A 24,963-nucleotide genomic window follows, 5' to 3' on the forward strand; every position below is an offset into this window, starting at 1 on the left:
TACTTAAGAGCTATTTAGGGAAGAAGCATGGTATTCGATTTAAACATCTTGTTTTTGCTGGTGGTATTCGCCATAGGTAGCTATGTACAAGCGAGCACTGGCTTTGCGTTTGGCTTGATTGTTATCAGTAGTATATCGGCCTTGGGCTTAGCACCAATTGAAGTTACAGCCTTTGTGGTGAGCTTGCTAAGCTTGATGAATTCCATGATAGGTCTGCAAGGTGGACAATGGCGCAAAGCAAACTTTAAAGCCATCCTATACTTTTCTATCCCTTGTTTGCCGGCAACCTTTGTTGGCATTTGGCTATTAGTCTTTTTAGGTGAAAATCAGCTAAATATACTTAAGATTATTTTAGGTGTAACGATTGTGGGCAGTAGTTTAGTCATGATGTTACAGACGAATTTGGCAAAGAAAGGCTCTTCGATTCCTGTTTTTTTATTAGGTGGCCTCTCATCAGGCTTGATTGGTGGTCTGTTTTCTACTTTTGGTCCACCCTTAACCTATATTATGTATCGACAGCCAGATACTTTAAGAACCATTAGAACCACACTTTTATTGGTGTTCGCTATTACCTCAATTATGCGCTTATCCTTTGTTATGGCGACGCAAGAGGTGAGCATGCAAACCTACTTACTCAGCGCTATTGGCTTTCCTGCTGTCGTGTTAGCGGCGTTAGCTGCCCGCTATTACCCTATTCCTATTTCTGTCGATACTATGCGCCGTTGTGCTTATGGCATATTACTGGCGTCTGGGATAAGTCTGATCATACAAGGTTGGTAGTTCACTACAAGAGCGCTAATTAAGATCCACTAGATAGTGAAGTTGCTCGCTATCTACGCGGCTAATTCGGTACTCAACTAAGCGGCCGTCTAATGCCTTGGCTTGGCGCGAGACTTCCAATAAAGGCATGCCTGGGGTAACACCAATCAATTCATAGTCAGTGTCATCCGCTATGACAGCACGTATTTTATCTGCTGCTTTATTTATGGTGATGTTAAAGCTTTCTTGATAGTAATGATAAAGGGAGTTTGGTAAATCCCCTGCTATGTCTAACTGAGTAAAAAAGCATTGAGGTAAGTATATTTGCTCAGCAATACAGGGCTTTTTAGCTAGTTTTCGGATACGTATTATCTTAATAACAGAATCCCCTTGGGCAAGTTCTAGCTGACAGGCTAGCTCTGCACTCGCATCAATGAGCTTGATATCGATGAGCTCAGCACTGGGTAAGCCTTTCTCTTCGCCATCATTGGCCTTGTAATGAAAGAAATGGAAGAGCATGTCTTTCAAGGTGTTTTCAGATACAAAGGTGCCAACCCCTTGGCGGCGAAAAACAATGTTACTTTCCCCTAGGGAATTTAACGCTTTACGAACGGTACCTTGGCTCACATTAAGTGAATCCGCTAACTGAAACTCGCTAGGAAGCATTTCACCTGGTTTCCACTCTCCCGCAATTATCTTATTGGTAATTACTTGCTCTATTTTTTGATAGAGAGGCTTAAACTCACCACTATTTTGTTCTTTAAGGCTCATGTTACTTAGCAATCTCTGGTTAAAATCAGGCAACAAAACAAAGTATAAATAAGTTTTGGCGCTTTAAATACCGTCGATATTTTCACCTTTTGGTTTATGGCTTGATAACGCACTAAATTAAGGGCAATAAAAAAGCCCTTCAATACTCAGTATTAAAGGACTTTTGTTTACCAACTTAATGGCAATTAAGCCAGATCAATCAGCTTAGATTACACCTAGCTCAACAAGACGCTCATGTAGGTAACTGCCAGCGGTATGACGTTCTGATAGTACAACCTCAGAATGAGGATGTAAGAACAAAGGCAAAGAAATGCGAGACTTAGTCTTATCTGCCCCTTCTGGGTTAATCACACGATGCGAAGTCGATGGGAAATATCCATCAGATGCTTCTTGTAGCATGTCGCCAATGTTGATGATAAGCGTACCAAAGTCACAAGGTACATCCATCCAGCTGCCATCTTGCTTCTGAACTTGTAAACCAGGCTCATTAGCAGAGGGTAAAACAGTCAGAAGGTTAATATCCTCGTGTGCACCTGCTCGAATCGCACCTAGCTCTTCATCGCCTTTAAGTGGTGGATAATGCAAAACACGTAACAGTGTCTGTTCGCTATCTTCTACCATGCTAGATAGGTTTTGAGAGTAGTTTTTTGCTACATCTTTTGGTGTGTGTGCTTCAACCCAGCTTAGTAATTCTGAAGCGAGTTTATTGGCTTCTTTATAATATTGTGCAAGCTGCTCTTTTAGCTCTGCTGGGCATTGGCCCCAAGGGTAGTAATGAAAGTATTCTTTGATATCTTTTTTACTATGGCCCTTAGCCGTTTCTGATACATCTGGTGGGAAGTAACCATCTTGGGTGCCCACGTTATAGCGGTAGTCATTCTTTTCTTGGCTATCAAAAAATGTTTGCCAAGCTTGGTAAATATTACTCACAAGTTCTTGTTGTATAGGGTGATTTTTTAAAACACCAAAACCTGTTTCGTGTAGGGATTTAACAAAATCTTGTTGTGCTGTAGCACTTGTATAGTCAACGGCTTCTAATTTCATGGGTAGATCCTAAATTTTCAAAACGAGTTATTGCACGTCGTACCAAAAGGAGACGTGGAGAGTTAATGTAACTGTAGTTGAAAGAGTGGCTTAAGATGACCAACCGCTGTGAAAGAACATCCGCATATCGATGGCTTCAGCGAAGTAATGACGTTGCCAACTTGCCAAATCCACCGTATCTAAGCGTGGGTTAGACATGAATGCCTTACCTTGCTCTGATGATGGGATGAAGTCTGCGATTTGCATTACGGAATTCCTAAAAAGGGGAAATAAAGAGGTTAAATTGAATTAACTACTAGCAAGTGTACCTTTAGGTAAGCTAGTTTTAAAGCGCTAGTTAACGAAAAAAATTATTTCAAGTCTGGGGAATTGACAGACTTGGCCTATACTGCAAAAGTTAATAGCGAGAGTTCACTCAGGCTTTTAGCAGTGATTGTTTGCTAACTTAAGCCTGATTCAGTTTGATTTTTTATTTTAAAAAATAAGAGGGTCGTATTATGAAAAATGCATTTGAGTCCCTGAAAAATCACTTTTTAATCTCCATGCCCCAGCTGAATGATCCTAATTTTCAGCAAACGGTTACCTACATTTGCGAACACACTGCAGAAGGTGCCATGGGGATTATTATTAATCGTCCATCAAAAATTGACTTTACTGAATTAGCGAATCACCTAGGAATACAAATCAACACTCCCCACCTGGCGAATGAGCCAATTTATAATGGTGGTCCGGTCGAGTCTGAACGGGGTTTTATCCTTCACACCAGTGATAAAACTTGGGTTAATACATTACCTGTTACTGAGGAGGTTGCTCTATCTGCTGCACTGGAAACACTGGAAAACATCGCCCATGGTGAAGGGCCTGAATCCTTTTTAATTAGTTTAGGTTGCGCTGGTTGGACGGCAGGGCAATTGGAAGATGAAATAAGTAATAATGTTTGGCTAGTATGTGAAGCTGATTTGGACGTATTATTTAATACACCAAGTGATCTTCAGTTCTCAGCAGCGACCAAGGTGTTAGGGATTGATATGAACTATCTCTCATCGGATGTAGGACACTGTTAAATATGAATATAACGTCGATTTCTGACGTCAATAAAAACTCCGCTCGAACCCTGTTAGGGTTCGATTTTGGAACAACTCGAATTGGCATTGCCGTAGGTCAAGAAATTACGGCAACCGCCACACCTCTAAACCCAATTAAAGCGCGTGATGGTATTCCAAACTGGGATACTATTGCTGCTGTTGTAAAAGAATGGCAACCGGATGGCTTTGTTGTGGGTTTACCTCTCAATATGGACGGCAGTGAAAACGAAATGTGTCAAAGAGCAAAGAAGTTTGCTAATCGTTTGCACGGGCGTTACAACAAGCCAAGCTACATGATGGATGAGAGATTATCCTCCTATGAAGCTAAAGGCCAAGTCATTAAAGAAGGCGGCAACCGTAATTTTAAAGCAAACTCTGTTGACGGTTTGGCAGCGCAAATGATTTTAGAATCTTGGTTTTTAGAAAACCAAGGATAGTATTTCCATCATGATGCAAACGTATCATAGCGAGCAAATAGAGATTAATGCATGAACCTGGATATTGAAGCAACGTTGGAGCAAATGTCAGATGCTCTTTTATCTTATTGTCAGGATAAGAAAATTGAAAACCCAGTAATGGTGGGAATTCACTCAGGAGGTGTTTGGGTTGCAGAGCGCCTCTTTAAAAAACTAGTGACGGATGTTCCTTTAGCGACCTTAGACATTACTTTTTATCGCGATGATTTTACGCGTGCAGGGTTACATCCAAAAATTAAGCAGACTTCATTGCCAAGTGTGGAAGATAAACACATCATTTTAGTTGATGATGTTTTGATGTCTGGCAGAACAATTCGTGCTGCTATGAATGAGATTTTTGACTACGGCAGACCTGCGAGTATTAGTTTGGCAATTCTTTATGATCTTGATCAAGGTGAGCTGCCAATTAAAGCCGATGTGGTTGGGCAGGTGTTAAACTTAAATCCTGACCAAAGGGTTAAGCTATCTGGGCCCGATCCGATAAAAGTTTCCTTAATTGAGACATAAACTTAGGCTTTCTCGCTTTCTTTTTGTAGCAACAAGTACGACAATTAGTACATGGCGTTATCTTATTTGGCGCAAAATAATTTAGTCATTTATAACTCTAAATAAGAGATATAAAAAGATGCAAATTAGACATTATCATTAAAGAGTTCACGTCAAATTGTCATGCCCAGGGTAGCTTCTGCACTGGGCATTTTCCTATCATTTTAGCGAGATGATTAGAATAAGGCGGGATCGTCTTCCAGTTGAGGACATTAAGCATGATGCGCTCCGAATCTCGGGCACTACAATTAAACGATCAGGGTCAACTTAAGCACTTTCTAACGCTTGATGGATTAGATAAATCCATATTGACCGAAATACTAGATCGCGCCGACTCATTTTTAAGCATGGGTGAGCAATCGGTTAAAAAAGTACCGCTACTACGCGGTAAAACAGTTGTTAATCTCTTCTTCGAAAACTCCACTCGTACTCGTACCACTTTTGAACTAGCAGCAAAGCGTTTGTCTGCTGATGTCATCAATCTCAATATCGAAACATCAGCGACTTCGAAAGGTGAATCTCTACTAGATACCTTACAAAACCTTGAAGCTATGCAAAGTGATATGTTTATCGTGCGTCATGCGGATAGCGGTGCACCACACTTCATTGCTGAGCACTGTACGCCTAATGTTGCCATCATAAACGCTGGAGATGGCCGTCACGCTCATCCTACGCAAGCTATGTTGGATATGTTGACTATCCGTCGCCATAAAGAAAAATTTGAAGGACTTAAAGTCGCCATAGTGGGTGATATTTTACACTCACGTGTTGCCCGCTCTCAGATCCATGCATTGAATACCTTAGGGGTTGATGAAGTAAGGCTGATAGGTCCTAAAACCTTGGTGCCTGAGCACTTTAAAGAAATGGGGGCAGAAGTCTTCCATGAATTAGAGCCCGGTCTTGAAGATGTTGATGTCATCATAATGCTGCGTTTGCAAAAAGAGCGAATGCAAGGTGCTTTGCTACCAAGTGAAAGTGAATTCTATCGTCTTTATGGTTTGACAGAAGCCTCGCTGGCGTGGGCGAAACCTGACGCGATAGTCATGCACCCAGGCCCGATTAACCGTGGGGTAGAGATTTCCTCTGAGGTTGCTGATGGTGAGCATTCAGTGATTTTGAATCAGGTAACAAACGGCATTGCTGTGCGTATGGCTGTCTTGTCCATGGCTATGAGCGGCCAGCTACAGGAAAAAGAGCAACAGGCGTCATCCACAGGAGAAACGGTTTAATATGAAAACGTGTATTAAGAATGGTCGTATTATTGACCCTAGCCAAGAACTGGATGCGGAATTAGACCTTTATATTGAAGATGAAAAAATCGTCGCTTTAGGGGATGCTCCTGCAGGCTTTGTTGCTGATGAAACGATAGATGCCAGTGGCCAGTGGGTATTGCCTGGTTTAATCGATCTTGCCGTGTCTCTGCGTGAACCTGGTTATACTCAAAAAGGTAACATAGCATCTGAAACTTTAGCCGCAGCGTCTGGTGGTGTAACCACACTGGTTTGCCAACCAGATACTAAACCTATCGTTGATACTCCTGCAGTTGCGGCTCTAATCCAAGATAAAGCCTTTGAGTCAGGACGCGCTAATGTCCTGCCTATTGGGGCGTTAACCCAAGGCCTTGAAGGTGAAAAGTTAAGTAACATGGTTGCTTTGACTGAAGCTGGCTGTGTGGCTGTCTCCAACCATAGACACCCTATGGTGAATACTAAGGTGCTATCTCGTGCTTTAGAATATGCCTCAACTCATGATTTATTAGTCATTTTTCACCCTGATGAAACTAGTCTGTCAGACGGCGGTTGTGCTCACGAAGGTGTTGTCTCAACTATGCATGGTTTATCCGGTATTCCTGAAACCGCTGAGACGATCGCACTTGCTCGTGATCTGATGCTGATTGAAAAAACTAAGGTGAAAGCTCACTTTGCTCGCTTAAGTTCAGCTAAAGCTGTAGAGATGGTTGCCGATGCAAAGGCATCTGGCTTAGATGTGACGGCAGATGTGGCATTACATAACCTTTTACTCACTGAAAACGTGTTAAGTGAGTTCGATGGCCACTATCATGTATTGCCTCCATTAAGGTCTGAGGACGATAGATTAACTCTGATCGAAGGGATAAAAGCTGGCGTCATTTCGGCGATTTGTTCTGACCATCAGCCCCATGAAAAAATGGCTAAGATAGCGCCTTTCTCTGCCACAGAGCCTGGCATGGCAAATTTAGAAATACTCTTGCCACTCGCTATGACTCTGATGGATGAAGGGGATTTAGACTTTAATTTACTACTGACTTGCTTAACCCAAGGGCCTGCATCTTGTTTAGGAATTGAGGCGGGCTCACTTTCTGTTGGTAGCTATGCAGATCTTGTGCTGTTTGATAGTACCCAAAGATGGGAATGGTCTGGATCTAACCGTAAAACCAAGGGTCAAAACTCACCTTGGATTGGAGAAAACCTGATAGGTAAAGTGGTCTCTACCTACCTTTCAGGACAAAAAGTTTTTCCTATCAATTAGTTAAGTCAGTATGACTGTTAACAAATTGTAATTGAAATGAAAAAAAGCTTACGCTTGATAGCTTTACTTTTAGTTGTGTAGAGTTAATCTAGTTTAAGGGTAATAGATTCAACCTAATGGCCAGGATTACATGACAAACCAATTATCAGAGCATGACATGCAAGTTAAAATAGCCCAGCTGGAACAACAGTTGGAACAGGTCCGTAATGAACGCGATGCTATGTCGCTGATTTACGACTCAAGCTACCAGATTCTTCACTACATTGCAGAAGGTGCCCCAACGGCGACCATCTTCGATGGAATGATGGATCAAATAGAGCGTTATTTTCCAAGCTATCAAGCCTGTTTAATGTTGGTCGACGAAACTGGCTCTCAATGGCGAGTAGAAGCAGGTACTGGTATAGAACATGATTTGGCGACGCCTTCTGGTGTGATCGAAGACTTTCCTATGCAGTACTTTACTAACCATCTTGAGCAATCAAAAGAATGTCTGTTATTTGTGCCAAACCTAACTCAAAACCCAGCATGGCGTGAGTGGAATAGGGTATTAAATCAATACGACGTTGATGTGTGTATTGCTCAGCCTTTCAACTTCGAAGATGAAGGCTTTTTAGGTTACATGGTTGTATTTGCGCCTAGTTCTGAATCTCAAAACATTAATGTCTTTAAGCGTCTACTTGATTGCCTTATGCATATGTTGCATTTGTCTAGCCTAAGACAGAATGCGCAGACACGTTTACTTAACTCTGCCAACCACGACCCTTCCACTGGCTTAGCTAACCGCTATAACTTTAATACTAACTTCTCAATGATGTTGAAAGACGCAAAGCGTCATTTCCAACGTTTATCAGTGATAGTGATAGAAGCTCATCAGTCTAAAGACTTTAGCGCACCCGCAGCAGAAGACATTAAAGACAGCATCATGAAGGTAGTTGCTAAGCGCCTACAAAAAAGTGTGCGCGATAATGACTTATTAGCACGTTTTAGTGATGCTGAATTTGTGATGGCCTTAAGAGTTAAGCATTTGGAAGACTCTGAAATTATTGCCAATAAGATTTTACAAAGCATGGAAGAAGCGATTGTTATCGAAGGCCAAAGTTATAACATCACGCTTTCGTTAGGGATTAGCTACTATCCTGAGCACTCAAGCTTCTCCGAGCTTTATTCGGCGGCGACTCATGCCAAGAATAATGCTACAGAAGAACAAAAGTATTGCATTGAATACCATGGCCGTTTCTGTAAAAGCAGTGCAGATTTATATGACTTTTAATAAATAGTGATATGATGCCTAACTTATTGCGAGTGTGAGCGCTGGTGTCGGGTTAACCCATGACACCAATGATTTACATTAGGTTAGGCATATTATTCAATTCGTTCAGTTGCTATCTAATCAGGTTATTAGATAGCGTCATTAGACAAGATGGTTTTTGTATACTGAACAAAGCAGAAATAACCTAGTCTTTTTGAATTACCGACATCTTGGTAAAGATAAAAAACTACCCACACCCGCCTAAATTATTTCATCAATTTTCTGTTAGGAGTGACGATTCTCCATGGCTATTGCCGAAAATATTTCTCAGACGAAACAGCAAATAGCACAGCTCGAACAAAAGTATCAAAGAGTTGAGCACAGTGTTGCCCTACTTGCTGTAAGCAAAACTAAGCCCACCTCAGCGATTGAAGACGCATATGCACAAGGGCAGAGGATGTTTGGCGAAAACTATGTGCAAGAAGCGGCGGATAAAAGCCAACAACTGGCTCATCTAACGGATATTGAATGGCATTTTATTGGACCGATACAATCAAATAAAAGCCGTATTGTTGCCCAGTCAATGCATTGGGTTCACACCATAGACAGAGAAAAAATCGCTACACGTTTAAGTGAGCAGAGGCCAGCAGACTTACCGCCTTTGAATGTATGTATTCAGGTAAATATTAGTGGAGAAGCCTCTAAATCCGGTATTTTACTCACCGAATTAGATTCACTTGTTGAAATAGTGAACAATCAGCCCAATCTTATCCTTCGAGGCTTGATGGCAATACCTGCACCACAAACCTCATTAGACGATCAGCTCACAACTTATAAGCCTTTGTATCAGGCTTATCAGGCACTGGCTGATAAATACGACACAATCGACACCCTATCCATAGGTATGTCGGGTGATATGGAAGCGGCGATTGCCAGTGGTAGTAGCATGGTACGTATAGGTACCGCTATATTTGGCGCCAGAGATTACACTTAGGTTTATTAGAATTTAGATTATCATTAGGGCAAACCTGATGATTGAGATTAGGAACTAACATGCAAGCAAGCATCGCTTTTATCGGCGTAGGCAATATGGCAGGCGCGATCATACGTGGCCTGATTCAAAATGGTTATCCAGCAGACTTAATTACTGGCACAGCAAGGAGTGAGGAAAAGCGTCAGGCCTTCACCCAAGAGCTTGGCATCAATATGACTGATGACAATAATGCCGCAGTCGCTGAAGCGGATGTGGTGGTTTTGTGTGTAAAACCAGCGCAAATGGCTGATGTCATCGCTGGTTTTAAGTCAGTCATTAGCCCAGACCAAGTGTATTTATCTGTTGCCGCTGGTTTAGGTTTAGAGAGCTTAAGCGATTGGCTAGGCGATGTCGCTATTGTACGTAGCATGCCAAATACACCTGCACAGTTAGGTTCTGGTATGACAGGCTTAATTGCCAATGACAAAGTAACAGATGCCCATAAAGATTGGGTGACTGAGTTATTTGCGAGTGTCGGAGACTCTTTGTGGGTGGAAGACGAAAAGCAGATGCACACGGTAACGGCTCTTTCTGGCAGTGCTCCCGCTTATTTCTTTCGCTTTTTAGAAGCCATGATCAAAAGTGGTCAAACACAAGGTTTAGACGAAGCATCTTGTCGTAAATTGGCATCTTATACTATGTTAGGTGCTGCTAGGATGGTGACAGAAACCAGTGAAGATATAAGCCAACTACGCAAAAATATTACTTCCCCGAATGGGACAACAGAACAAGCGCTTAACTCGTTTGAAGCGAGTGATATTGATCTGATAGTGGATCAGGCAATGCAGGCTTGTATTAATCGATCGAATGAAATGGCGACTTTATTTGCCTCAACGACAGAGAATAAGGACTCATAAAATGACGTCAGATCCTATTATTTTTCTAATTAAAACATTAGCAAACCTGTATTTGTTTGTGGTTTTACTAAGGTTGCTACTGCAACTAACCAGAGCTGATTTTTACAACCCGATCAGTCAGGGAATAGTAAAAGCCACGAACCCACTTGTGTTGCCTTTACGTAAGTTTGTGCCCTCTGTAGCGCGTGTAGATTCTGCTTCTGTTGTACTCGCATTATTAGTGCAATTGGCTACGGTTGCCGTGGTCTTTCTCTGGGTGGGTTATAAAGCCGATGTCTCTCAATATTTTATTTATACCTTTGTTGGTGTGATCTACCACTTATTGGATTTATATTTCTGGGCTATGCTGATTTCGGTGATTTTAAGCTGGGTTGCACCGACGGCAAGCCATCCTGGTGCGCTCTTAGTACAACAAATAACCGAGCCCCTATACCGCTTTGTGAGAGGTTTTGTGCCTAATTTAGGTGGCTTAGACATCTCTCCTATTTTTATTTTCTTAGGAATTACCTTTGCTAAACAGATGCTAGCAGGCTTCGGTGTGATATAAGGTTTTCTATGATTATAGCCCTGAGTTAATGTCAGGTATCTAATCAGGTGAATTGAGTACAAGGGCGTTATTCGATATGATGCGCGCCTTTGATGGAAAATATGTGTAGAAACAAAGTGTGTTATTCACTGTTTCCTCCTTTAAAATATAAGTTCGGATGAGTGCTATGAGTGCAATTGCGGTTTACCCTGGAACATTTGACCCTATTACCAATGGCCATGCCGACTTGGTTGAGAGAGCTGCACGTTTATTTAGCAAAGTGGTTGTTGCAGTGGCGGCTAGCCCTAAAAAACGCCCAGTGCTAGATCATGATGTACGTATTGCCTTAGCGCGCAAAGTATTAGGCCATTTACCAAATGTTGAAGTGGTTGGCTTTGATAACCTGCTAACTGAATTTACTCGTTCAGTAAATGGGCAAGTGGTTGTGCGTGGACTACGTGCGGTTTCTGACTTTGAATACGAATTCCAACTAGCGAATATGAACCGAGTGATAGCACCAGATGTTGAAAGTTTATTTTTAACACCTTCTGAAAAACACTCTTATATCTCATCTACACTAGTGAGAGAGATTGCTTCTCTAGGTGGCGACTTTGGTTTGTTTGTTCATCCTGAAGTGGAATCTGTATTGCAAGCACGCTATCTAAGCTTAAAAGCTGAATCCGAAGCCAAATAGGCTGAATAGATAGTCGTTAGCGTTAGGAAATTATTATGTCTCTAAAAATTACTGACGAATGCATCAACTGTGATGTGTGTGAACCTGAATGTCCTAATGAGGCCATTTACCCAGGTGAGCTAATCTATGAAATAGAGCCAGCTAAATGCACCGAATGTGTGGGGCATTATGATGAGCCACAATGTCAGATAGTCTGCCCAGTAGACTGTATTCCTCTTGATCCTAATCATAAGGAAACAGAAGAACAGCTAATGGAAAAATACCTGACCCTGACAGGCCAGCTGTAGCAAATAGTTTGCATAAAAAAAGCCAGTACTGGAATCCAGTGCTGGCTTTTTTTATGCGGTTTTATTTAGTGAGTAAAAAGTGCCTGCAAACTCTGCTTATCAGGCAAAGCATTATCATCATCTACCATAACGATCAGAGAGTTTGCTTGGATCTCTAACTTAGCTTTTGGCTGCGTCACTATCTCACCTTGAGTGTTTTCATAACCCAAAGCCGTACCAATTCCTGCTTTCATCAAAGTAATTACGACATCGGCCCAACTCGTATCACGAATAGTGACTTGCAAACGCACCGTGTGATCCCCTTGGTGACGGAATAAGTCTTCGAGTACTTGCTCTGTGCCTGGGGCGATAAGAGAACGTACCAGCATCTCAGGATAAGCCCTGACAGGACGAATAACCGCATTAGCGCCCGCTTCTTTAAATCTAGCTCTATTATGGTCATTAACTGCCTCAGCTAAGATATAGGCTGAGCTATTAAGTGCTTTAATACGATGAAGAATATCGAAGACGAGGCTATCACTGTGAGCATTTTGGCTATCAGGGCTCAGTACCACGATAAACTTGGCTTTTTCAGCACTACAGGCTTCTAACGCACCTTCATTAGTGGCTTCACCTGTCTGGTGAACCGCACCAAAGCTTCGTAAGCTAAGTGGCAAGCCTTCCGGAAAGTCAGGCGTTAAAAACTGAATAGGCGTATTTTCAAGATCAGGAGTGTTACATACCTGATCAACCAAACGCTCTAAATAGGATTCAGTGTATAAAGTCGGGGTATTGATAATTAACAAATGGTCATGCATGTTTTCCCACTCCAATTGGCCTTTAATGCCCATCTCTTTCTTTTGAATTCTAAGCTCAATGTAATCACTGGCAATCTGTGCAAGTAAGGCTATGCCTAATCCGTAAATCAGCACTATGGTGGTGGCTTGCCCCCAAAAGCTGGCTGCAGAAATATCACCATAACCCGTGGTACTTGCCGACGTCATGGTAAGCCAGAATGCTTGCCACCAATCCATCTCTTCGAATAACACCATAGCGATGCTATGGGCCGCTAATACCAAGGCTAATAATAGAAATCGGGTTTTTAAATCTCGAGCAGCATGCATAAAGACACGCTTACGAAAATCACCACGCTTTCTTTTCCTCCTGAAACTTGACCAAAATGAATGCATTTTAGTGAATCACCCCTCTTACTTAATCCTATTCGCTAGTCGTTAACTCGCCTCTAGTCTAATTCTGCTGGCATAGCATAATCCAGCTGACGCCAAGACTCATACACCATGATGGCAACCGTATTAGACAGGTTCAAACTACGGCTATTAGGCTGCATAGGCAGTCTTAGTCTCTGCTCTTCTGGTAAGGCTTCGATAAACTCAATGGGTAAACCACGGGTTTCTGGACCAAATACCAAGACATCATTTTCTTCAAACTTAACTTCACTCGGAATCTTGCAGCCTTTGGTCGTTAACGCATAAACATTGCCTAACTCTTCTTGAGAGTCGACAAAAGCTTGCCAGTCTTTGTGACGTTTTACACGGGCTACTTCATGATAATCCAAGCCTGCACGACGTACTTTTTTCTCGTCTAAATCAAAACCTAAAGGTTCGATCAAATGTAGCCTATAGCCAGTATTGGCACATAAGCGAATGACATTACCTGTATTTGGTGGAATTTCCGGTTGGTACAAAACAATATTAAGCATAAATTGGGCCTCTTTAGATAGGCTGCATATTATCAGAAATTCAAGGATAGCTAAGTCATTGTTAAAAAAATCAAAATTATTTAAAAAAGTGGTTGACGACTAAGCCGTCTCATATATAATACGCCGCACTTGCCCTGATAGCTCAGTCGGTAGAGCAGAGGATTGAAAATCCTCGTGTCCGTGGTTCGATTCCGCGTCAGGGCACCATTATTTCCGAAAAAGGCCAGCTTTCAAGCTGGCCTTTTTTCGTTCAGACTTTCGCAAATAGAGCAATTTGCAAAAGCAAAAAGCCCCATAGGCCTTGGTCTGTGGGGCTTTTTTATTGCTTTAGCTTAAGAGTGCGAGAACATCACCCTATAAAAAGCTATTTGGAAAAAGTTAAATTCAATTAGCATCAAAGGCACACTAATTTATACTTTTTCATTACCAAAATAGCTTCTTTTTAAACCTTTATAGATATTTTAATTAAGTAAGAGCATTAGCTCCTAGGTAATAAGGTATTACATAAAGTTACATTTCTGATTCGCTAATTTGCGATTTACTGAAAATTATAAATAATTGGAGTATAGGCCCCATAAAACAGGCATTAACTAGATAAAAAACATTAATTTCATTCTCTTAAAACACTACTCTGACAACTCATTTATCAAAGGAGTTGTTATAATGTTTTATGTAAATTTGTTACTGATTCAGTTAAGCGTTTTTGCTTTTTTCTTCATTGTCGAAAGGCGGTTTCCCCACCTCACTCATCCCATACAAACTGGTTTCACCGGTGCATGGAGTTTTGTTTGTACTAGTGCAGCTATTTGGGCACAGGTTCTCTTCTTTATCTGGTTTAGCGTAAACGGGATAGGACAAGCTCTTTCAGTTAACTATTTAACCGAAGGTACTCTCTTCTATCTTATTTACTCATTTATTAACTATTGGGCACATAGGGTTAAGCATGCATGGTATCCAGCATGGGAATACTTACATAAAATGCACCATTCACCTTCCCATATGGATTCTCGAATCGCTTTTTATCGCCATCCGTTAGAGATGATAGCTAATACCTTAGTTTTGTTATTTATCGGTAAGTTGATTTTAGATGTGAGTGCACAAGCTGTAGCTATAGCATTAGTTATCGAGGGTTGTTTAGAAATATTTCACCATAGCAATATTCGTTTACAAAAAAGGCTAAAAATACTAGGCTATGTCATTCAAACCCCTGAACAACACTTACTGCATCACGAGAAAGGTAGACATAAAAGCAACTATAGTCCGCTTACACTATGGGACACGCTTTTTAATACAGTAGCCTTTCCTAGCACTAAGCATGTCTCGGTAGGCTTTAAGGATAGAGGCCAAGCTTGGCCTTATTTACGTTTTAAAAAATAATCTAAAGTAAGGGAAGAAATGGACGCTATTGAAAAAAGAGATGCGAGTATCGAAAACAAGCTCGGAGCCAATGTATTACTTGAGTTTGATGCTATAGGGGTTGACCAGCTTGAAGCTGTATTGCGTTTAAGAATGGCTGACTTTCTAATCAATAGACAAGAAATAGATGGCCGGATGCGAAAAGGTAGCTTTAATTTACTTTCTGAAATGGCTGATGTCTCCTCCTCCTATCTACATCAATTTTTTAAGGGTAAATCTATCTGTATTACCAACATGAATAAATTGGCGAATCACTTCAATGTAAAGTACATAGTGATTAATTTTCCTGTGTGACTTTTAGATGTAAAAATTGTCCTTTATAAAGGGCAATTTTTATTTATTTCACTTTTAATAATTAAGTTAAACTATAATCACTTGAAAGTGAATTTGCCTAATAGGGTTTTCAACTCAGACTTCTATATAATCTATCACTCTGCTTCCTCTAAAATTTCCATTGACCTGTCTATTGGTGACACCTTGAAAATACCTATCCAGTTGAATAAGGTGAATCAATTATGCTCAGTCTCATGAAACAATATCAATTACCCAAACCCTTGCAGGGCGTGGCTCTCGCTTTAGTCTCTACGTGCCTATTTGTATGTGTGGGTGCCCTAGTGCGAATTCTCAGCGAGCAAATAGACCTGTTTCAAATTCTCCTTGTGCGCCAGCTCGTGTTTATTCTGGTACTGATGCCAGCTATCTGGGTGTCGTTAGATGTATTGCTCAAACCTGCCAAAGTAAAACTGCATCTGTTACGTATTTTAGGTGCCTTTTTAGCTTTGTACCTAGGCTTTGTCACGGTTAGTAATTTGCCTTTGGCAGATGCGACTGCCCTTGGTTTTACTCAAGTGTTATTTGTTGCCATCATTTCCAAAATCTTTTTATCCGAATCTGTCGGTGTGAACCGGGTTGTGACTGTCTTAGTGGGCTTTGTGGGTGTCATGCTGGTGGTGCAACCCAGTTTTGAAGCAGTATCTTTATTGTATACCTTGGCAGGTTTAGGTGGGGCTTTAGGGGCTGCGATTGCTGTGGTCTGTGTGCGTCAGATGTCGAAAACAGAATCTCGTACTGTCTTGCTGACTTACCAAGCCGTGTTTGTTGGTTTGATTGCGCTTATTCCTAGTTTGTTCGTCTGGCAATGGCCCACAGCAGCCCAGTGGCTCTTACTCGTACTCGTGGGTGTTATCTCATCTATCGCTCAGTGGGTTGGTGTTAGTGCTTACAAACTTGCTGAAGCCAATATTGTGGCTAATGTTGAATATGCCAAAATGATCTACTCATTGATATTGGGCTACTTTCTCTTTAGTGAATTACCTAATGAGCTAGCTGTGGTGGGCGTTGTTATCATTATTAGTAGCGCGTTTCTGCCTTTTATGGATAAAGTGTTTAAGAAACGAGCCTCTTTTTAAAGCTTAAAAAGGGTTAACTGTTGTGTGTTAATTGAGCACTTTATTTTGTAATGAGAAGTGACGCTAAGATACTGAAAAATAAGGTCGCGATTTCGCAAAACATCCTATATAATGCTGCGCGATTGCCCTGATAGCTCAGTCGGTAGAGCAGAGGATTGAAAATCCTCGTGTCCGTGGTTCGATTCCGCGTCAGGGCACCATCATTCAAAAAGGCCAGCTTTTCATAGCTGGCCTTTTTTTGGTTTAAATTACCACTTTTCTTTCAAAGCAGCTCTCATTGTCTGTCTCTTCTTAGAAAGCTTCTTTCTAAATGCGTTATTCACTAAAGGCTTTCATCCAAGCGCTCAGATGTTGTAATAGCTGATGAGGACCTACTGATAATTGACGACCAAGCCGTGTGATCATGTGGGCCTCTCCTTGGGCAAGAAGCTGATTATCAATAGGAATTGCCACAAGCTGCTTATCTTCTATTTCCCTTGAGACGACAAAGGCCGGCATAAAGGTAAAGCCCATTTCTGAGCGCACAAACTGCTTTAATACCGCGATAGAGTCTGTGGTTAAAACTGGCTTAAAGCGTACCTTCTCTTGAAACTCCGCCATGGCTAGCAGTTGTCGCATACCAAATTGCGGCTCTTGCAAGGCAACGGGATAGTCTAATAATTGCGTTAGACTCAGTGGTCTTTCTAGCTGAGTAATTGGGTGGTCAGGAGAGACTATGGCGCAAATGGGCTGGCAGCTAATGGCTTGAGAGCGAATATTAGGCTGGCTGGTTGGATGAAATAACAAACCCATGTGGGCTTCGTCTTCTTCTACTTGGCGAATCACTTCGTTAGAGCCGCCCATATTGATAGAAAGCGTTAAAGCTGGGTAGCGTTTATTAAATTCAGGTAAAGGACCAGACATGAGATCACTGACGAAGCCTTCTCCCACTGCGAGCTTGATATGGCCTCTTTCTAAGCCTTCTAACGCTTGTAACTTGGCTAAGCAGGTTTCTTCGCTAGATAAAGACTGTCGATAATAGCTGAGTAGTATTTCCCCAGCTTCTGTTGCGGTTACACCTTTTCGGTGTCTTTCTATTAGGGTACAGGCGAGTTCTTCTTCTAGTAAGGCAATTTGTCGACTGACCGCAGATGGGGCTAAATTGAGCTTGTCAGCTGCGGCTCTTACCGTGCCTAGGCTCACGGCCTCATAGAGGTAAGCAAGGCGCTGTTCTTTTATCTCTTTCATTGCTTCTCCCTATGAGGCTGTGTTGATTAGCTTGTGGCCGTTGATTAATTAGCGACTAGCGCTCGCTATTAATGGCGAGCTTATGTTGTACCAACTTCACCCAAAAGTTTGCGCCTAAGGCCAGTACCTTGTCATTAAAATCATAGTAGGGGTTATGTAACCCACGACCACCTTCCGCGCTACCATTGCCTATCCAGATGTAAGCCCCAGGTTTTTGCTCTAGCATAAAAGCAAAGTCTTCTGCCCCCATACTTGGGTCTAGGTTGCGCTCTACTTTTTCGCTACCAACGAGCGAATTAGCCACTAAAGCACAGGTTTCACTATGCTCTTTATCATTAATGGTACTGGGATAAACACGGCGATAGTCTAGCTCTCCCACGGCCCCATAAGCTTGGCACAGGTTTTCGACTTGTTGTCGCATATTTGCTTCAAGCAAATTCTGAGTTTGTTTAGAGAAGGCACGACAGGTACCAGATAAGGTGGCACTGTCAGGTACTACGTTATAGGCATCGCCTCCTTGCATCTTGGTAATACTGATGACACCAGATGCAAGTGGGTTTAATACTCTTGAGACGATGCTTTGTAGCGAAGTGATTAACTGCCCTGCTATCACAACAGGGTCGACGCCCATATGTGGCATGCCTGCGTGGCAGCCTTTGCCTGTGATCTTGATATCAAACACATCCATAGAGGCCATAACAGGGCCATCATGGACGGCAAAATGCCCTTCTTCTAACCCTGGCCAGTTATGCATGCCGTAAACCGCATCTATGTTAAAACGCTCAAACAAACCTTCTTCACACATACGTTTAGCGCCGGCTTCACCTTCTTCCGCGGGTTGGAAGATAAAAACTAAACTGCCTGCGAAATCTCTATGTTCAGCAAGGTATTTCGCAGCGCCTAACAACATAGCCGTATGGCCATCATGACCACAACCATGCATTTTGCCCTTGTGCTTAGAGCAATGGTCGAAAGCGTTAAGCTCTTCTAGGTGAAGTGCATCCATGTCGGCTCTTAGGGCGATAGTATTAGGGCCTTCTTGCTTGCCTTTAAGCGTGGCCACTACCCCAGTTTCGGCTATGCCTGTGGTGACGTCTAAGCCAAAACTCGTTAGTAGGTCGGCCACTTTGGCCGCCGTTCTGTGTTCTTCAAAGGCGGTTTCGGGATGAGCGTGGAGATCTCTGCGCCACTGGCGCATAGTCTGGTGTAATTCCCCTTCGGTTGGGATGAATGACATGCCTTAGTCCTCAGCTTTTTCTGGGTATATTTCAATAATGGTATTGCCCGCATAGCTTGCCGGGATGCGCAAGCCACCTTCTTCTGTGGTGTGGTAGCTTACCTGATTTTTATCCAAATGGGCTTTCGCCTTGGTAATAGAGTGCGTTGTGACGCGAATCGCGACACCACTCGGCTCTTGTTCAGGGGTAATAGGTACCTCTACACCTGCAAATCTTATTTGAGCCTGTGCTGGTGTGAATATTTCAAAATCGCCTCTATCTGTACTCACTTCTAACATGTCTTCTGTAAGTGTTACCGCTTCTTCACCATAGATACCGACAAACCTTGGATAAAGGATTCCTGGCGAGTTTGCCACATAACTGACTTTGGTAATGGCATTTGCGCCATTAGCATGTGTCATCCAGTCTTTAACCCAGACTAGATGGGGCTTGTGCTGGTGACAAAAGAAATGAGAAATAGCCGGAAACTCAGTATTAATCAGCATAACAAGGGAGACAACGGCTTCTTCCTCGCTGCCATCTGGTCTGTGGGCGATACGACGAAAATCCACTAAGCCTTGGTTTTCGACTTGCCTATCCTGCATTAATTGATGATCTTGCCTAGCATCTTCACTGTGCAGTGCGACTAAAGCTAAGCCTTCTTTACGCACTAAGGAATCACTGATAAAGCGGCCGAAGGCAAAGCCTTTCTCATTTTTCTGATCCAATTTAGAAGCGTCATAAATACTGATCACTTCGATAAAGTTTTCAGGAAACATAAGCAAGTGGTTGTCTGTTCCCCAAGGGTGATGGTGTCTTGGGTTAATAAAGAAGCCTAAGCGAGCAAAGTCTTCACAGGCCTTGTCCATATCCTTGACTGCAACCAGAGGGTGATCTATTCCAAGATGATTCTTAGCCATGCCTAATCCTTATGCTTTTTTATGTTTGAACTGAGCGTATGTGATGCAAGCGGCTGAGCAACTTTACCAACTACTGTAGTATTAGCCGCAACGGCTTTTACCACCACAGTGCCCCCTGCTACCTTGGCGTTTTCACCAATTTCGATATTGCCAAATACCTGAGTGCCCGCGCCGATAAAAGCGCCCTTACGGACTTTCGGGTGTCTATCGCCCTCACCTTTTCCTGTGCCGCCTAGAGTGACACTTTGGAACAAAGTCACATCATCTTCAATAACTGCCGTTTCGCCTATTACGATACCCACCGCGTGATCCATAAAGATGCCAGCACCTATTTTCGCTCCTGGGTGTATATCGACCCCAAAGAGAGAGACCATGCGGCCCTGAATATACAAGGCGAGTGCCTCTTGATTATGGTGCCAAAAATAGTGAGAAAACCTATGACACTCAAGGGCTTGATAGCCACCAAAGTACAATAAGGGAGTGTAATGATCCTTGATAGAGGCATTCGTTTGTAATTGACACAAAAGGTCTGCCAAGGCGGCTTGGTATATCTTAGGCTCAGCTAACATGGCGGCTTCTAATGTGTCTTGCCATGTTGCTACTTGCTCTGGAGAGTCGCTTAGCTTCTCTGCAAGTACATAAGCAAGCGCTGCCTGATAGCTAGGATGTTGAAGGATGTTTCTTTGATAAAAGCAGCTTAGTAGCTCAAACTCATTTGCTATCGCTTGCGCTTCCTCAAGAATCCTTTGCCAAAGATTTTCTGTGTCTACTTCGCGTTTAAAATCGGCCATCTTACCTCCGAATAAAAAGCAGCGCCCCTTACACTAGTTAAAACAAGAGCTAGTTAAAACAAGCACTAGTTAAAACAAGCACTAGTTAAAACAAGGCGCTGAAAAAGTGCGCTTCTGTCATATCCTGTGAACCAGAGATAGCAGAAACGCTAGGGTCTCATCGTGAAAAGATGAGGTTGCACTTACTCTATTGAATAACCAAATTGAATCGCCGCATCTCTGGCGGTTTCAACCCAAACACTCTTGGTTTGTGTGTATTCCAACAAGCCTTCATAGCCACTTGAACGGCCATAACCGCTCTCGCCAAACCCACCAAAAGGCGACATAACATTGATGGCCTTATAGCTATTCACCCAAAAAGTGCCGGCATTCACTTGAGCTGCCATTCTATGGGCTCTACCTACGTCCGCTGTCCACGCTGCTCCCGCTAGACCAAAGCGACTTGCGTTAGCAATGGCAACGGCTTCATCCTCATCATCAAAAGGAATGACAGAGACTACAGGGCCAAAGATCTCCTCTTGTGCCACGGCCATGGCATTATCAACGTCAGCTAATACGGTGGGACGATAGAAGTAACCTTCTTCACCGCCATGGATATCCGCTCGACAGCCTCCGCTAGCAACTACAGCGCCTTCAGCAACCCCTTGATTAACCAAATGATTGATATGCTGGTATTGGGTTAAGTTATTAATTGGGCCTACCATGGTGTCGTCTAGCCAAGGCAAACCAACTGGAATTTTGCTGGTCGCAGAAGCAAGCCTCTCGACCATTTCTGCGTAAACCCCTCTTTGTACTAATAAGCGTGAACCTGAGACACAGCTTTGTCCCGCCGCTGCAAAAACGGCTGCTTGTGCGCCGACGACGGCTCTGTCTAAATCTCCATCATTAAAGACGATATTGGCAGACTTGCCTCCTAGCTCAAGTACACAAGGAATCACTCTTTGGGCGGATGCTGCAGCTATGATGCCGCCTGTTTTAGGTGAACCAACAAAAACGACTTTTTTCGTTGCTGGGTTCGCAATAGCTGCGGCGCCTGTGGTGTGGCCTAAGCCATTAATGACATTGACCAAACCTTTGGGTACACCTGCCTCCTCTATCAATTTAACCAATACAGTTGTGCTTAAAGGGGTTAATTCAGAGGGTTTTAGTAACACGGCATTGCCGGCACAAATGGCTGGTGCTATTTGCCAACCACCCGTGAAGACAGGAGCATTCCATGGGGTAATTTGAGTGACCACACCATAAGGTTCGTGACGTGTGTAATTCAGATGGCTAGTGGGAACAGGGATAACCTGACCTGTCATCTTGTCACACCAGCCACCATAGTATTCAAACATATCCGCGACTTTAGCGACCTCTACTCGACAATCTCGAATGGGCTTACCGGCTGAAATAGACTCTAGCTGGGCAATTTCTTCTGCGACTTGGCGTATTTTTGCGCCACAAGCCCACATAATCTGGCCTCTGGCGGTTGCTGTTTTCGTCCACCAAATCTTTTGCGCTAATATAGCCACATCCGCAGCAGCCTGCACAATGGCTTCGCCTGCATCCTGGTAACTCATAAAGTGCTGGCCTGTGGCAGGGTTAGTCAGATGAATTGTTTCGCCTTTACCTAAAGCCATTTCACCCGCTACCCAACTGCCAAAGCGGCTATCACCTAAAAGTGTGATTAGAAGTTGTTCGACTTCTTGCTCTCCGTTTTTTTGGATATTAAGGCTCATGACTCTTCTCCTTTTGGGTGTTCATTGATCTGGTCTATATTTTTGATGATGCAGTTAAAGTCGTCCTGATCGGCGATATTGTCTGCACTTTCACGCCAAATTGACGAAGTTTGCTCTGCCATTGGCAAGCTTAACCCCATGTCTTCTATCAACTGCTTAGCAAGACGCACATCTTTACGCATAAGTTGCATGGTAAAACCTGAGTTAAATTCCTCATTTAAAATCCAGCGAGGAAAGTTCACTTCACTCACCGCACTTCGGCCTGAACCCGCATTTAAACCTGCAATTAACGCCTCTGGATCAAGCCCGGCTTTTTTACCAAGAGAAATGGCTTCGGCGGTGGTCACAAGGTGGGCAGCGCATAGCAGGTTATTGATTAACTTAGCCACATGGCCATTGCCAGATTCACCTAGGTGCACCACCTTGCTGCTTAGCGCATCTAAGAAAGGTTCTGCTCTTTGTAAGGCTGCAATTTCACCTCCAACTACCATCACCATGGTGCCAGCCGCTGCGCCTGCTGGACCGCCACTGACTGGGCTGTCTAAAAGCTGGTGGCCATGACTCGCTAACTCAGCTGCTAGAGCGCGTGTTACCTCAGGTTCAGAGGTAGACGTATCCATAATCAAGCTATTGGCTTGCGCGTTTTCTATAATGCCGCCCTCACCCTTGATAACCGCCTGCACATGTTTAGCCATAGGCAGAGACAGAATAATCACTTGGCAGCTTTGGCAAAGCGCTTTTGTATCTGCTGCTATGGTGACGCCCAAAGCTTGGGCTGCTCGCTTTTGCTCTTCGCCAAGATCTGTCCCTATGACATGAAAGCCCTCTCGTATCAGGGTTTTAGCCATGCCATAGCCCATGCTACCTAAACCGATAATGCCGACGGTTGCGCCCGTCACTTTTTTACTCGTATTCACTTCTGTCATAGCTACCTCTGAATTCTTTACTTAGCTTTCATGCCATTCTTACTAATCTCTCTGTTATGAATAAGTAGTTGAAAATGAATTTATTGTTCTAATTTTCGCAACACAAAATAAAGTATGAGTTTTGGCGCAGCGCAATAACGTTCAATCTTTTCAAATGAGGCTGATTTAAGCTGCAAGCATTCATATCGTGTGAGAACCTTTTGAGGATGCTGAAATGTTTGCTGTCGTTATTTCTATGATGCTATTTGCCCTGATAGGCGCGATTTCCCCGGGACCTGTGAATATTATTGCCACAGGAACCGCAGCCAGTTTCGGTTTTAAACGTACCCTTCCCCATGTGATTGGCGCAACGCTGGCGTATACCTTGATTGTATTTTTAGCGGGTATTGGCTTAAGCCAACTGCTTTTTGCCTTTCCTAGCTTGAGCCAAGTGCTACAAGTGTGTGGTTCTGCCTTTCTGCTTTATATGGCGTATAAAATCGCCTCAGCACCTGTGCAATCCATGGAAGATGAAAGCCAGAAACAATCACCTCCTAGCCTATTACAGGGGGCTTTAAGTCAATGGCTCAACCCAAAAGCTTGGTTAGTGTCTATGTCTGGGGTGGCAGTATTTGTGAATGTGAATAACCCCTACTATCTGTATCTCTTGGCTTTTTGTCTTGTCTCATTCTTTATGTGTTTTATTGGGATTGGTTCTTGGGCCTTGATGGGAGACGTCATTCGTCGCTTTTTATCTAACGCTAAGCAGCAGGTGTTATTTAATCGACTTATGGCGATCTTGTTAGTAATCTTAGTTGTCTTAATGACGGTTAGTTTTTAACCAAAGCAAGGAGGTAGTAAATGGCTCAAGACGATACGGTCTTTTTCAAGAAAAGCCCTTTATTGCCCTATGCTGAATTACGTCAAGCCAATGGTTCAAGTGCCTGCTATCAGACTCACAGCCATGATGAGTTCTCCTTTGGAGTGATAGATAAAGGCCGAGCTAACTATCAAAACCTGCATAAGCACAATGACATCATCCAAGGGGATACGGTTACCATAAACCCTGGCGATGCGCATTCTTGTAACCCTGCCGATGGTGAATGGTCCTATCGTATGCTCTTCTTAGATGCGAATTATGTGGGACAGCAACAACACGAGATTTTCAAAGGAGATGCTTGGGATTTCTTGCCATTTGATGACAATTACCAGAGAGATGCGAGAAGTTACCAACTTTTTGAGCAGCTTTTTAATAGCTTGTTATCACAGAATGACCTGCTGGCTGCCGAGTGCTTGTTACTAGACTATATACAACATTCCTTTGAAGCCAAATATGCCATACATCCAGACCTGATTCGCCCTGATATTAATCGAGTTAGCCGTGTTAAAGACATGATAATGGACGCCCTAGAGCAAAATATTGCCTTGGATGATTTCTCCCAAGAAGTGGGTTTGAGCCGTTATCACCTAGTACGCAGTTTTAAACAGGCCTATGGTCAATCCCCCCACGCTTTTCAGCTAGATCAGCGTATCAAGAAAGCCAAACTGCTACTGCAAGATGGCCGAAGCCTGATCGATACCGCAAGTGATTTAGGCTTTGCAGATCAAAGTCACTTTCAACGACATTTCAAAAAACGTATGGCCATAACCCCAAGACACTACCAGTCTTTTTTTGTGTAAAGTCAAAATCTTGCTGGCTATTTCTTTAAGTTATTTACTTCATTTCTTTTTTAGTAAGCAATACCTAATTGTAAAAAACTCATACTAGATTCATCTATTCACCATCAAAACTCTCGCCTCAAATACCGCCTTCAAACTAACAA

General features: G+C 42.9%; 28 protein-coding genes and 2 tRNA genes. 19 read left to right on the forward strand and 11 right to left on the reverse strand.

The genetic code is table 11. From position 1 onward, the window contains the following. The first annotated feature begins 27 nt into the window (after positions 1 to 27). Entirely contained in the window at positions 28 to 780 is a 753-nt protein-coding gene (locus TW85_RS02485) for a TSUP family transporter (RefSeq protein WP_046015495.1), read from the forward strand. Positions 781 to 795: 15 nt separating this feature from the next. On the opposite strand, the gene TW85_RS02490 is transcribed toward TW85_RS02485, so the two are convergent. From TW85_RS02490 to TW85_RS26130, 3 genes are all read right to left on the reverse strand, one after another. Beyond that, complete coding sequence (locus tag TW85_RS02490; protein WP_046015496.1) at positions 796 to 1,530, reverse strand: GntR family transcriptional regulator; 735 nt, start codon at positions 1,528 to 1,530, stop codon at positions 796 to 798. A 204-nt stretch (positions 1,531 to 1,734) separates the two neighbouring features. Continuing rightward, positions 1,735 to 2,574 carry a 2OG-Fe(II) oxygenase family protein gene (locus tag TW85_RS02495; protein ID WP_046015497.1) on the reverse strand — a complete coding sequence of 280 codons (840 nt, stop codon included), beginning with the start codon at positions 2,572 to 2,574 and terminating at the stop codon, positions 1,735 to 1,737. A 90-nt stretch (positions 2,575 to 2,664) separates the two neighbouring features. Next, complete coding sequence (locus tag TW85_RS26130) at positions 2,665 to 2,820, reverse strand: hypothetical protein (RefSeq protein WP_157196876.1); 156 nt, start codon at positions 2,818 to 2,820, stop codon at positions 2,665 to 2,667. Between the two features lie 251 nt (positions 2,821 to 3,071). Between TW85_RS26130 and TW85_RS02500 the strand changes: the two genes are divergently transcribed. From TW85_RS02500 to TW85_RS02550, 11 genes are all read left to right on the forward strand, one after another. Then, the gene (locus tag TW85_RS02500; protein ID WP_046015498.1) at positions 3,072 to 3,638 is read left to right on the forward strand and encodes a YqgE/AlgH family protein; all 567 of its coding nucleotides are present in this window, start codon (positions 3,072 to 3,074) and stop codon (positions 3,636 to 3,638) included. Positions 3,639 to 3,640: 2 nt separating this feature from the next. Continuing rightward, positions 3,641 to 4,096, forward strand: a complete 456-nt coding sequence (ruvX, locus tag TW85_RS02505; protein ID WP_046015499.1) for a Holliday junction resolvase RuvX — start codon at positions 3,641 to 3,643, stop codon at positions 4,094 to 4,096. Positions 4,097 to 4,147: 51 nt separating this feature from the next. Further along, the gene (pyrR, locus tag TW85_RS02510; protein ID WP_046015500.1) at positions 4,148 to 4,642 is read left to right on the forward strand and encodes a bifunctional pyr operon transcriptional regulator/uracil phosphoribosyltransferase PyrR; all 495 of its coding nucleotides are present in this window, start codon (positions 4,148 to 4,150) and stop codon (positions 4,640 to 4,642) included. Between the two features lie 257 nt (positions 4,643 to 4,899). Beyond that, a complete protein-coding gene (locus TW85_RS02515) occupies positions 4,900 to 5,910 on the forward strand; it encodes an aspartate carbamoyltransferase catalytic subunit (protein WP_046015501.1) in 1,011 nt (336 codons plus the stop codon). Position 5,911: 1 nt separating this feature from the next. Beyond that, the gene (locus TW85_RS02520) at positions 5,912 to 7,189 is read left to right on the forward strand and encodes a dihydroorotase (RefSeq protein ID WP_046015502.1); all 1,278 of its coding nucleotides are present in this window, start codon (positions 5,912 to 5,914) and stop codon (positions 7,187 to 7,189) included. A 130-nt stretch (positions 7,190 to 7,319) separates the two neighbouring features. Then, positions 7,320 to 8,459, forward strand: coding sequence for a GGDEF domain-containing protein (locus TW85_RS02525; RefSeq protein ID WP_046015503.1), 1,140 nt, complete (start codon positions 7,320 to 7,322; stop codon positions 8,457 to 8,459). A 283-nt stretch (positions 8,460 to 8,742) separates the two neighbouring features. After that, positions 8,743 to 9,432, forward strand: coding sequence for a YggS family pyridoxal phosphate-dependent enzyme (locus TW85_RS02530; protein ID WP_046015504.1), 690 nt, complete (start codon positions 8,743 to 8,745; stop codon positions 9,430 to 9,432). Between the two features lie 59 nt (positions 9,433 to 9,491). After that, complete coding sequence (proC, locus tag TW85_RS02535; RefSeq protein ID WP_046015505.1) at positions 9,492 to 10,328, forward strand: pyrroline-5-carboxylate reductase; 837 nt, start codon at positions 9,492 to 9,494, stop codon at positions 10,326 to 10,328. Between the two features lies 1 nt (position 10,329). Continuing rightward, positions 10,330 to 10,875 carry a YggT family protein gene (locus TW85_RS02540; RefSeq protein WP_046015506.1) on the forward strand — a complete coding sequence of 182 codons (546 nt, stop codon included), beginning with the start codon at positions 10,330 to 10,332 and terminating at the stop codon, positions 10,873 to 10,875. Positions 10,876 to 11,041: 166 nt separating this feature from the next. Next, entirely contained in the window at positions 11,042 to 11,548 is a 507-nt protein-coding gene (gene coaD, locus TW85_RS02545) for a pantetheine-phosphate adenylyltransferase (RefSeq protein WP_046015507.1), read from the forward strand. Positions 11,549 to 11,583: 35 nt separating this feature from the next. Further along, positions 11,584 to 11,835 carry a YfhL family 4Fe-4S dicluster ferredoxin gene (locus tag TW85_RS02550; RefSeq protein ID WP_009834292.1) on the forward strand — a complete coding sequence of 84 codons (252 nt, stop codon included), beginning with the start codon at positions 11,584 to 11,586 and terminating at the stop codon, positions 11,833 to 11,835. Between the two features lie 65 nt (positions 11,836 to 11,900). On the opposite strand, the gene TW85_RS02555 is transcribed toward TW85_RS02550, so the two are convergent. Next, the gene (locus TW85_RS02555) at positions 11,901 to 13,004 is read right to left on the reverse strand and encodes a potassium channel protein (protein WP_046015508.1); all 1,104 of its coding nucleotides are present in this window, start codon (positions 13,002 to 13,004) and stop codon (positions 11,901 to 11,903) included. 53 nt (positions 13,005 to 13,057) lie between these two features. Continuing rightward, positions 13,058 to 13,534 carry a tRNA (uridine(34)/cytosine(34)/5-carboxymethylaminomethyluridine(34)-2'-O)-methyltransferase TrmL gene (gene trmL / locus TW85_RS02560; protein WP_046015509.1) on the reverse strand — a complete coding sequence of 159 codons (477 nt, stop codon included), beginning with the start codon at positions 13,532 to 13,534 and terminating at the stop codon, positions 13,058 to 13,060. A 131-nt stretch (positions 13,535 to 13,665) separates the two neighbouring features. On the opposite strand from trmL, the gene TW85_RS02565 reads away from it, so the two are divergent. From TW85_RS02565 to TW85_RS02585, 5 genes are all read left to right on the forward strand, one after another. Beyond that, positions 13,666 to 13,741, forward strand: a tRNA-Phe gene (locus TW85_RS02565). A 456-nt stretch (positions 13,742 to 14,197) separates the two neighbouring features. Continuing rightward, positions 14,198 to 14,911, forward strand: coding sequence for a sterol desaturase family protein (locus TW85_RS02570; RefSeq protein ID WP_046015510.1), 714 nt, complete (start codon positions 14,198 to 14,200; stop codon positions 14,909 to 14,911). 18 nt (positions 14,912 to 14,929) lie between these two features. Next, a complete protein-coding gene (locus TW85_RS02575) occupies positions 14,930 to 15,244 on the forward strand; it encodes a hypothetical protein (RefSeq protein ID WP_046015511.1) in 315 nt (104 codons plus the stop codon). A 221-nt stretch (positions 15,245 to 15,465) separates the two neighbouring features. Beyond that, entirely contained in the window at positions 15,466 to 16,359 is an 894-nt protein-coding gene (locus TW85_RS02580) for a DMT family transporter (protein ID WP_046015512.1), read from the forward strand. A gap of 124 nt (positions 16,360 to 16,483) precedes the next feature. Further along, positions 16,484 to 16,559: transfer RNA gene (locus TW85_RS02585), tRNA-Phe, on the forward strand. Between the two features lie 115 nt (positions 16,560 to 16,674). Here TW85_RS02585 and TW85_RS02590 read toward each other — a convergent pair. The 6 genes from TW85_RS02590 to TW85_RS02615 all read right to left on the reverse strand — a co-directional run bounded on the left by TW85_RS02590 (position 16,675) and on the right by TW85_RS02615 (position 23,161). Then, positions 16,675 to 17,586: a LysR family transcriptional regulator gene (locus tag TW85_RS02590; protein WP_046015513.1), complete on the reverse strand. Its 912-nt coding sequence runs from the start codon at positions 17,584 to 17,586 to the stop codon at positions 16,675 to 16,677. A 55-nt stretch (positions 17,587 to 17,641) separates the two neighbouring features. Beyond that, positions 17,642 to 18,823 (reverse strand): M20 aminoacylase family protein, encoded by a 1,182-nt coding sequence (locus TW85_RS02595; RefSeq protein WP_046015514.1) that lies wholly within the window; start codon positions 18,821 to 18,823, stop codon positions 17,642 to 17,644. Between the two features lie 3 nt (positions 18,824 to 18,826). Continuing rightward, complete coding sequence (locus TW85_RS02600; protein ID WP_046015515.1) at positions 18,827 to 19,723, reverse strand: VOC family protein; 897 nt, start codon at positions 19,721 to 19,723, stop codon at positions 18,827 to 18,829. A gap of 2 nt (positions 19,724 to 19,725) precedes the next feature. Next, positions 19,726 to 20,514 (reverse strand): serine O-acetyltransferase EpsC, encoded by a 789-nt coding sequence (gene epsC / locus TW85_RS02605; protein WP_046015516.1) that lies wholly within the window; start codon positions 20,512 to 20,514, stop codon positions 19,726 to 19,728. A 182-nt stretch (positions 20,515 to 20,696) separates the two neighbouring features. Then, the gene (locus TW85_RS02610; protein WP_052701793.1) at positions 20,697 to 22,235 is read right to left on the reverse strand and encodes an aldehyde dehydrogenase family protein; all 1,539 of its coding nucleotides are present in this window, start codon (positions 22,233 to 22,235) and stop codon (positions 20,697 to 20,699) included. Continuing rightward, positions 22,232 to 23,161 carry an NAD(P)-dependent oxidoreductase gene (locus TW85_RS02615; RefSeq protein WP_046015517.1) on the reverse strand — a complete coding sequence of 310 codons (930 nt, stop codon included), beginning with the start codon at positions 23,159 to 23,161 and terminating at the stop codon, positions 22,232 to 22,234. The genes TW85_RS02610 and TW85_RS02615 overlap by 4 nt, the downstream gene beginning before the upstream one ends. Before the next feature lie 214 nt (positions 23,162 to 23,375). On the opposite strand from TW85_RS02615, the gene TW85_RS02620 reads away from it, so the two are divergent. After that, positions 23,376 to 23,981 carry a LysE family translocator gene (locus TW85_RS02620; RefSeq protein WP_046015518.1) on the forward strand — a complete coding sequence of 202 codons (606 nt, stop codon included), beginning with the start codon at positions 23,376 to 23,378 and terminating at the stop codon, positions 23,979 to 23,981. A gap of 20 nt (positions 23,982 to 24,001) precedes the next feature. Next, positions 24,002 to 24,820 (forward strand): AraC family transcriptional regulator, encoded by an 819-nt coding sequence (locus tag TW85_RS02625; RefSeq protein ID WP_046015519.1) that lies wholly within the window; start codon positions 24,002 to 24,004, stop codon positions 24,818 to 24,820. Positions 24,821 to 24,963: the final 143 nt, after the last annotated feature.

The organism is Marinomonas sp. S3726 (genome assembly GCF_000967665.1).
Taxonomy (GTDB): domain Bacteria; phylum Pseudomonadota; class Gammaproteobacteria; order Pseudomonadales; family Marinomonadaceae; genus Marinomonas.

Excerpts from the sequence above, each read along its gene's own strand:
- TW85_RS02485 (WP_046015495.1), top strand. The coding sequence starts at position 28 with ATGGTATTCGATTTAAACATCTTGTTTTTGCTGGTGGTATTCGCCATA.
- TW85_RS02490 (WP_046015496.1), bottom strand. The coding sequence starts at position 1,530 with ATGAGCCTTAAAGAACAAAATAGTGGTGAGTTTAAGCCTCTCTATCAA.
- TW85_RS02495 (WP_046015497.1), bottom strand. The coding sequence starts at position 2,574 with ATGAAATTAGAAGCCGTTGACTATACAAGTGCTACAGCACAACAAGAT.
- TW85_RS26130 (WP_157196876.1), bottom strand. The coding sequence starts at position 2,820 with ATGCAAATCGCAGACTTCATCCCATCATCAGAGCAAGGTAAGGCATTC.
- TW85_RS02500 (WP_046015498.1), top strand. The coding sequence starts at position 3,072 with ATGAAAAATGCATTTGAGTCCCTGAAAAATCACTTTTTAATCTCCATG.
- ruvX (WP_046015499.1), top strand. The coding sequence starts at position 3,641 with ATGAATATAACGTCGATTTCTGACGTCAATAAAAACTCCGCTCGAACC.
- pyrR (WP_046015500.1), top strand. The coding sequence starts at position 4,148 with ATGAACCTGGATATTGAAGCAACGTTGGAGCAAATGTCAGATGCTCTT.
- TW85_RS02515 (WP_046015501.1), top strand. The coding sequence starts at position 4,900 with ATGATGCGCTCCGAATCTCGGGCACTACAATTAAACGATCAGGGTCAA.
- TW85_RS02520 (WP_046015502.1), top strand. The coding sequence starts at position 5,912 with ATGAAAACGTGTATTAAGAATGGTCGTATTATTGACCCTAGCCAAGAA.
- TW85_RS02525 (WP_046015503.1), top strand. The coding sequence starts at position 7,320 with ATGACAAACCAATTATCAGAGCATGACATGCAAGTTAAAATAGCCCAG.
- TW85_RS02530 (WP_046015504.1), top strand. The coding sequence starts at position 8,743 with ATGGCTATTGCCGAAAATATTTCTCAGACGAAACAGCAAATAGCACAG.
- proC (WP_046015505.1), top strand. The coding sequence starts at position 9,492 with ATGCAAGCAAGCATCGCTTTTATCGGCGTAGGCAATATGGCAGGCGCG.
- TW85_RS02540 (WP_046015506.1), top strand. The coding sequence starts at position 10,330 with ATGACGTCAGATCCTATTATTTTTCTAATTAAAACATTAGCAAACCTG.
- coaD (WP_046015507.1), top strand. The coding sequence starts at position 11,042 with ATGAGTGCAATTGCGGTTTACCCTGGAACATTTGACCCTATTACCAAT.
- TW85_RS02550 (WP_009834292.1), top strand. The coding sequence starts at position 11,584 with ATGTCTCTAAAAATTACTGACGAATGCATCAACTGTGATGTGTGTGAA.
- TW85_RS02555 (WP_046015508.1), bottom strand. The coding sequence starts at position 13,004 with ATGCATTCATTTTGGTCAAGTTTCAGGAGGAAAAGAAAGCGTGGTGAT.
- trmL (WP_046015509.1), bottom strand. The coding sequence starts at position 13,534 with ATGCTTAATATTGTTTTGTACCAACCGGAAATTCCACCAAATACAGGT.
- TW85_RS02570 (WP_046015510.1), top strand. The coding sequence starts at position 14,198 with ATGTTTTATGTAAATTTGTTACTGATTCAGTTAAGCGTTTTTGCTTTT.
- TW85_RS02575 (WP_046015511.1), top strand. The coding sequence starts at position 14,930 with ATGGACGCTATTGAAAAAAGAGATGCGAGTATCGAAAACAAGCTCGGA.
- TW85_RS02580 (WP_046015512.1), top strand. The coding sequence starts at position 15,466 with ATGCTCAGTCTCATGAAACAATATCAATTACCCAAACCCTTGCAGGGC.
- TW85_RS02590 (WP_046015513.1), bottom strand. The coding sequence starts at position 17,586 with ATGAAAGAGATAAAAGAACAGCGCCTTGCTTACCTCTATGAGGCCGTG.
- TW85_RS02595 (WP_046015514.1), bottom strand. The coding sequence starts at position 18,823 with ATGTCATTCATCCCAACCGAAGGGGAATTACACCAGACTATGCGCCAG.
- TW85_RS02600 (WP_046015515.1), bottom strand. The coding sequence starts at position 19,723 with ATGGCTAAGAATCATCTTGGAATAGATCACCCTCTGGTTGCAGTCAAG.
- epsC (WP_046015516.1), bottom strand. The coding sequence starts at position 20,514 with ATGGCCGATTTTAAACGCGAAGTAGACACAGAAAATCTTTGGCAAAGG.
- TW85_RS02610 (WP_052701793.1), bottom strand. The coding sequence starts at position 22,235 with ATGAGCCTTAATATCCAAAAAAACGGAGAGCAAGAAGTCGAACAACTT.
- TW85_RS02615 (WP_046015517.1), bottom strand. The coding sequence starts at position 23,161 with ATGACAGAAGTGAATACGAGTAAAAAAGTGACGGGCGCAACCGTCGGC.
- TW85_RS02620 (WP_046015518.1), top strand. The coding sequence starts at position 23,376 with ATGTTTGCTGTCGTTATTTCTATGATGCTATTTGCCCTGATAGGCGCG.
- TW85_RS02625 (WP_046015519.1), top strand. The coding sequence starts at position 24,002 with ATGGCTCAAGACGATACGGTCTTTTTCAAGAAAAGCCCTTTATTGCCC.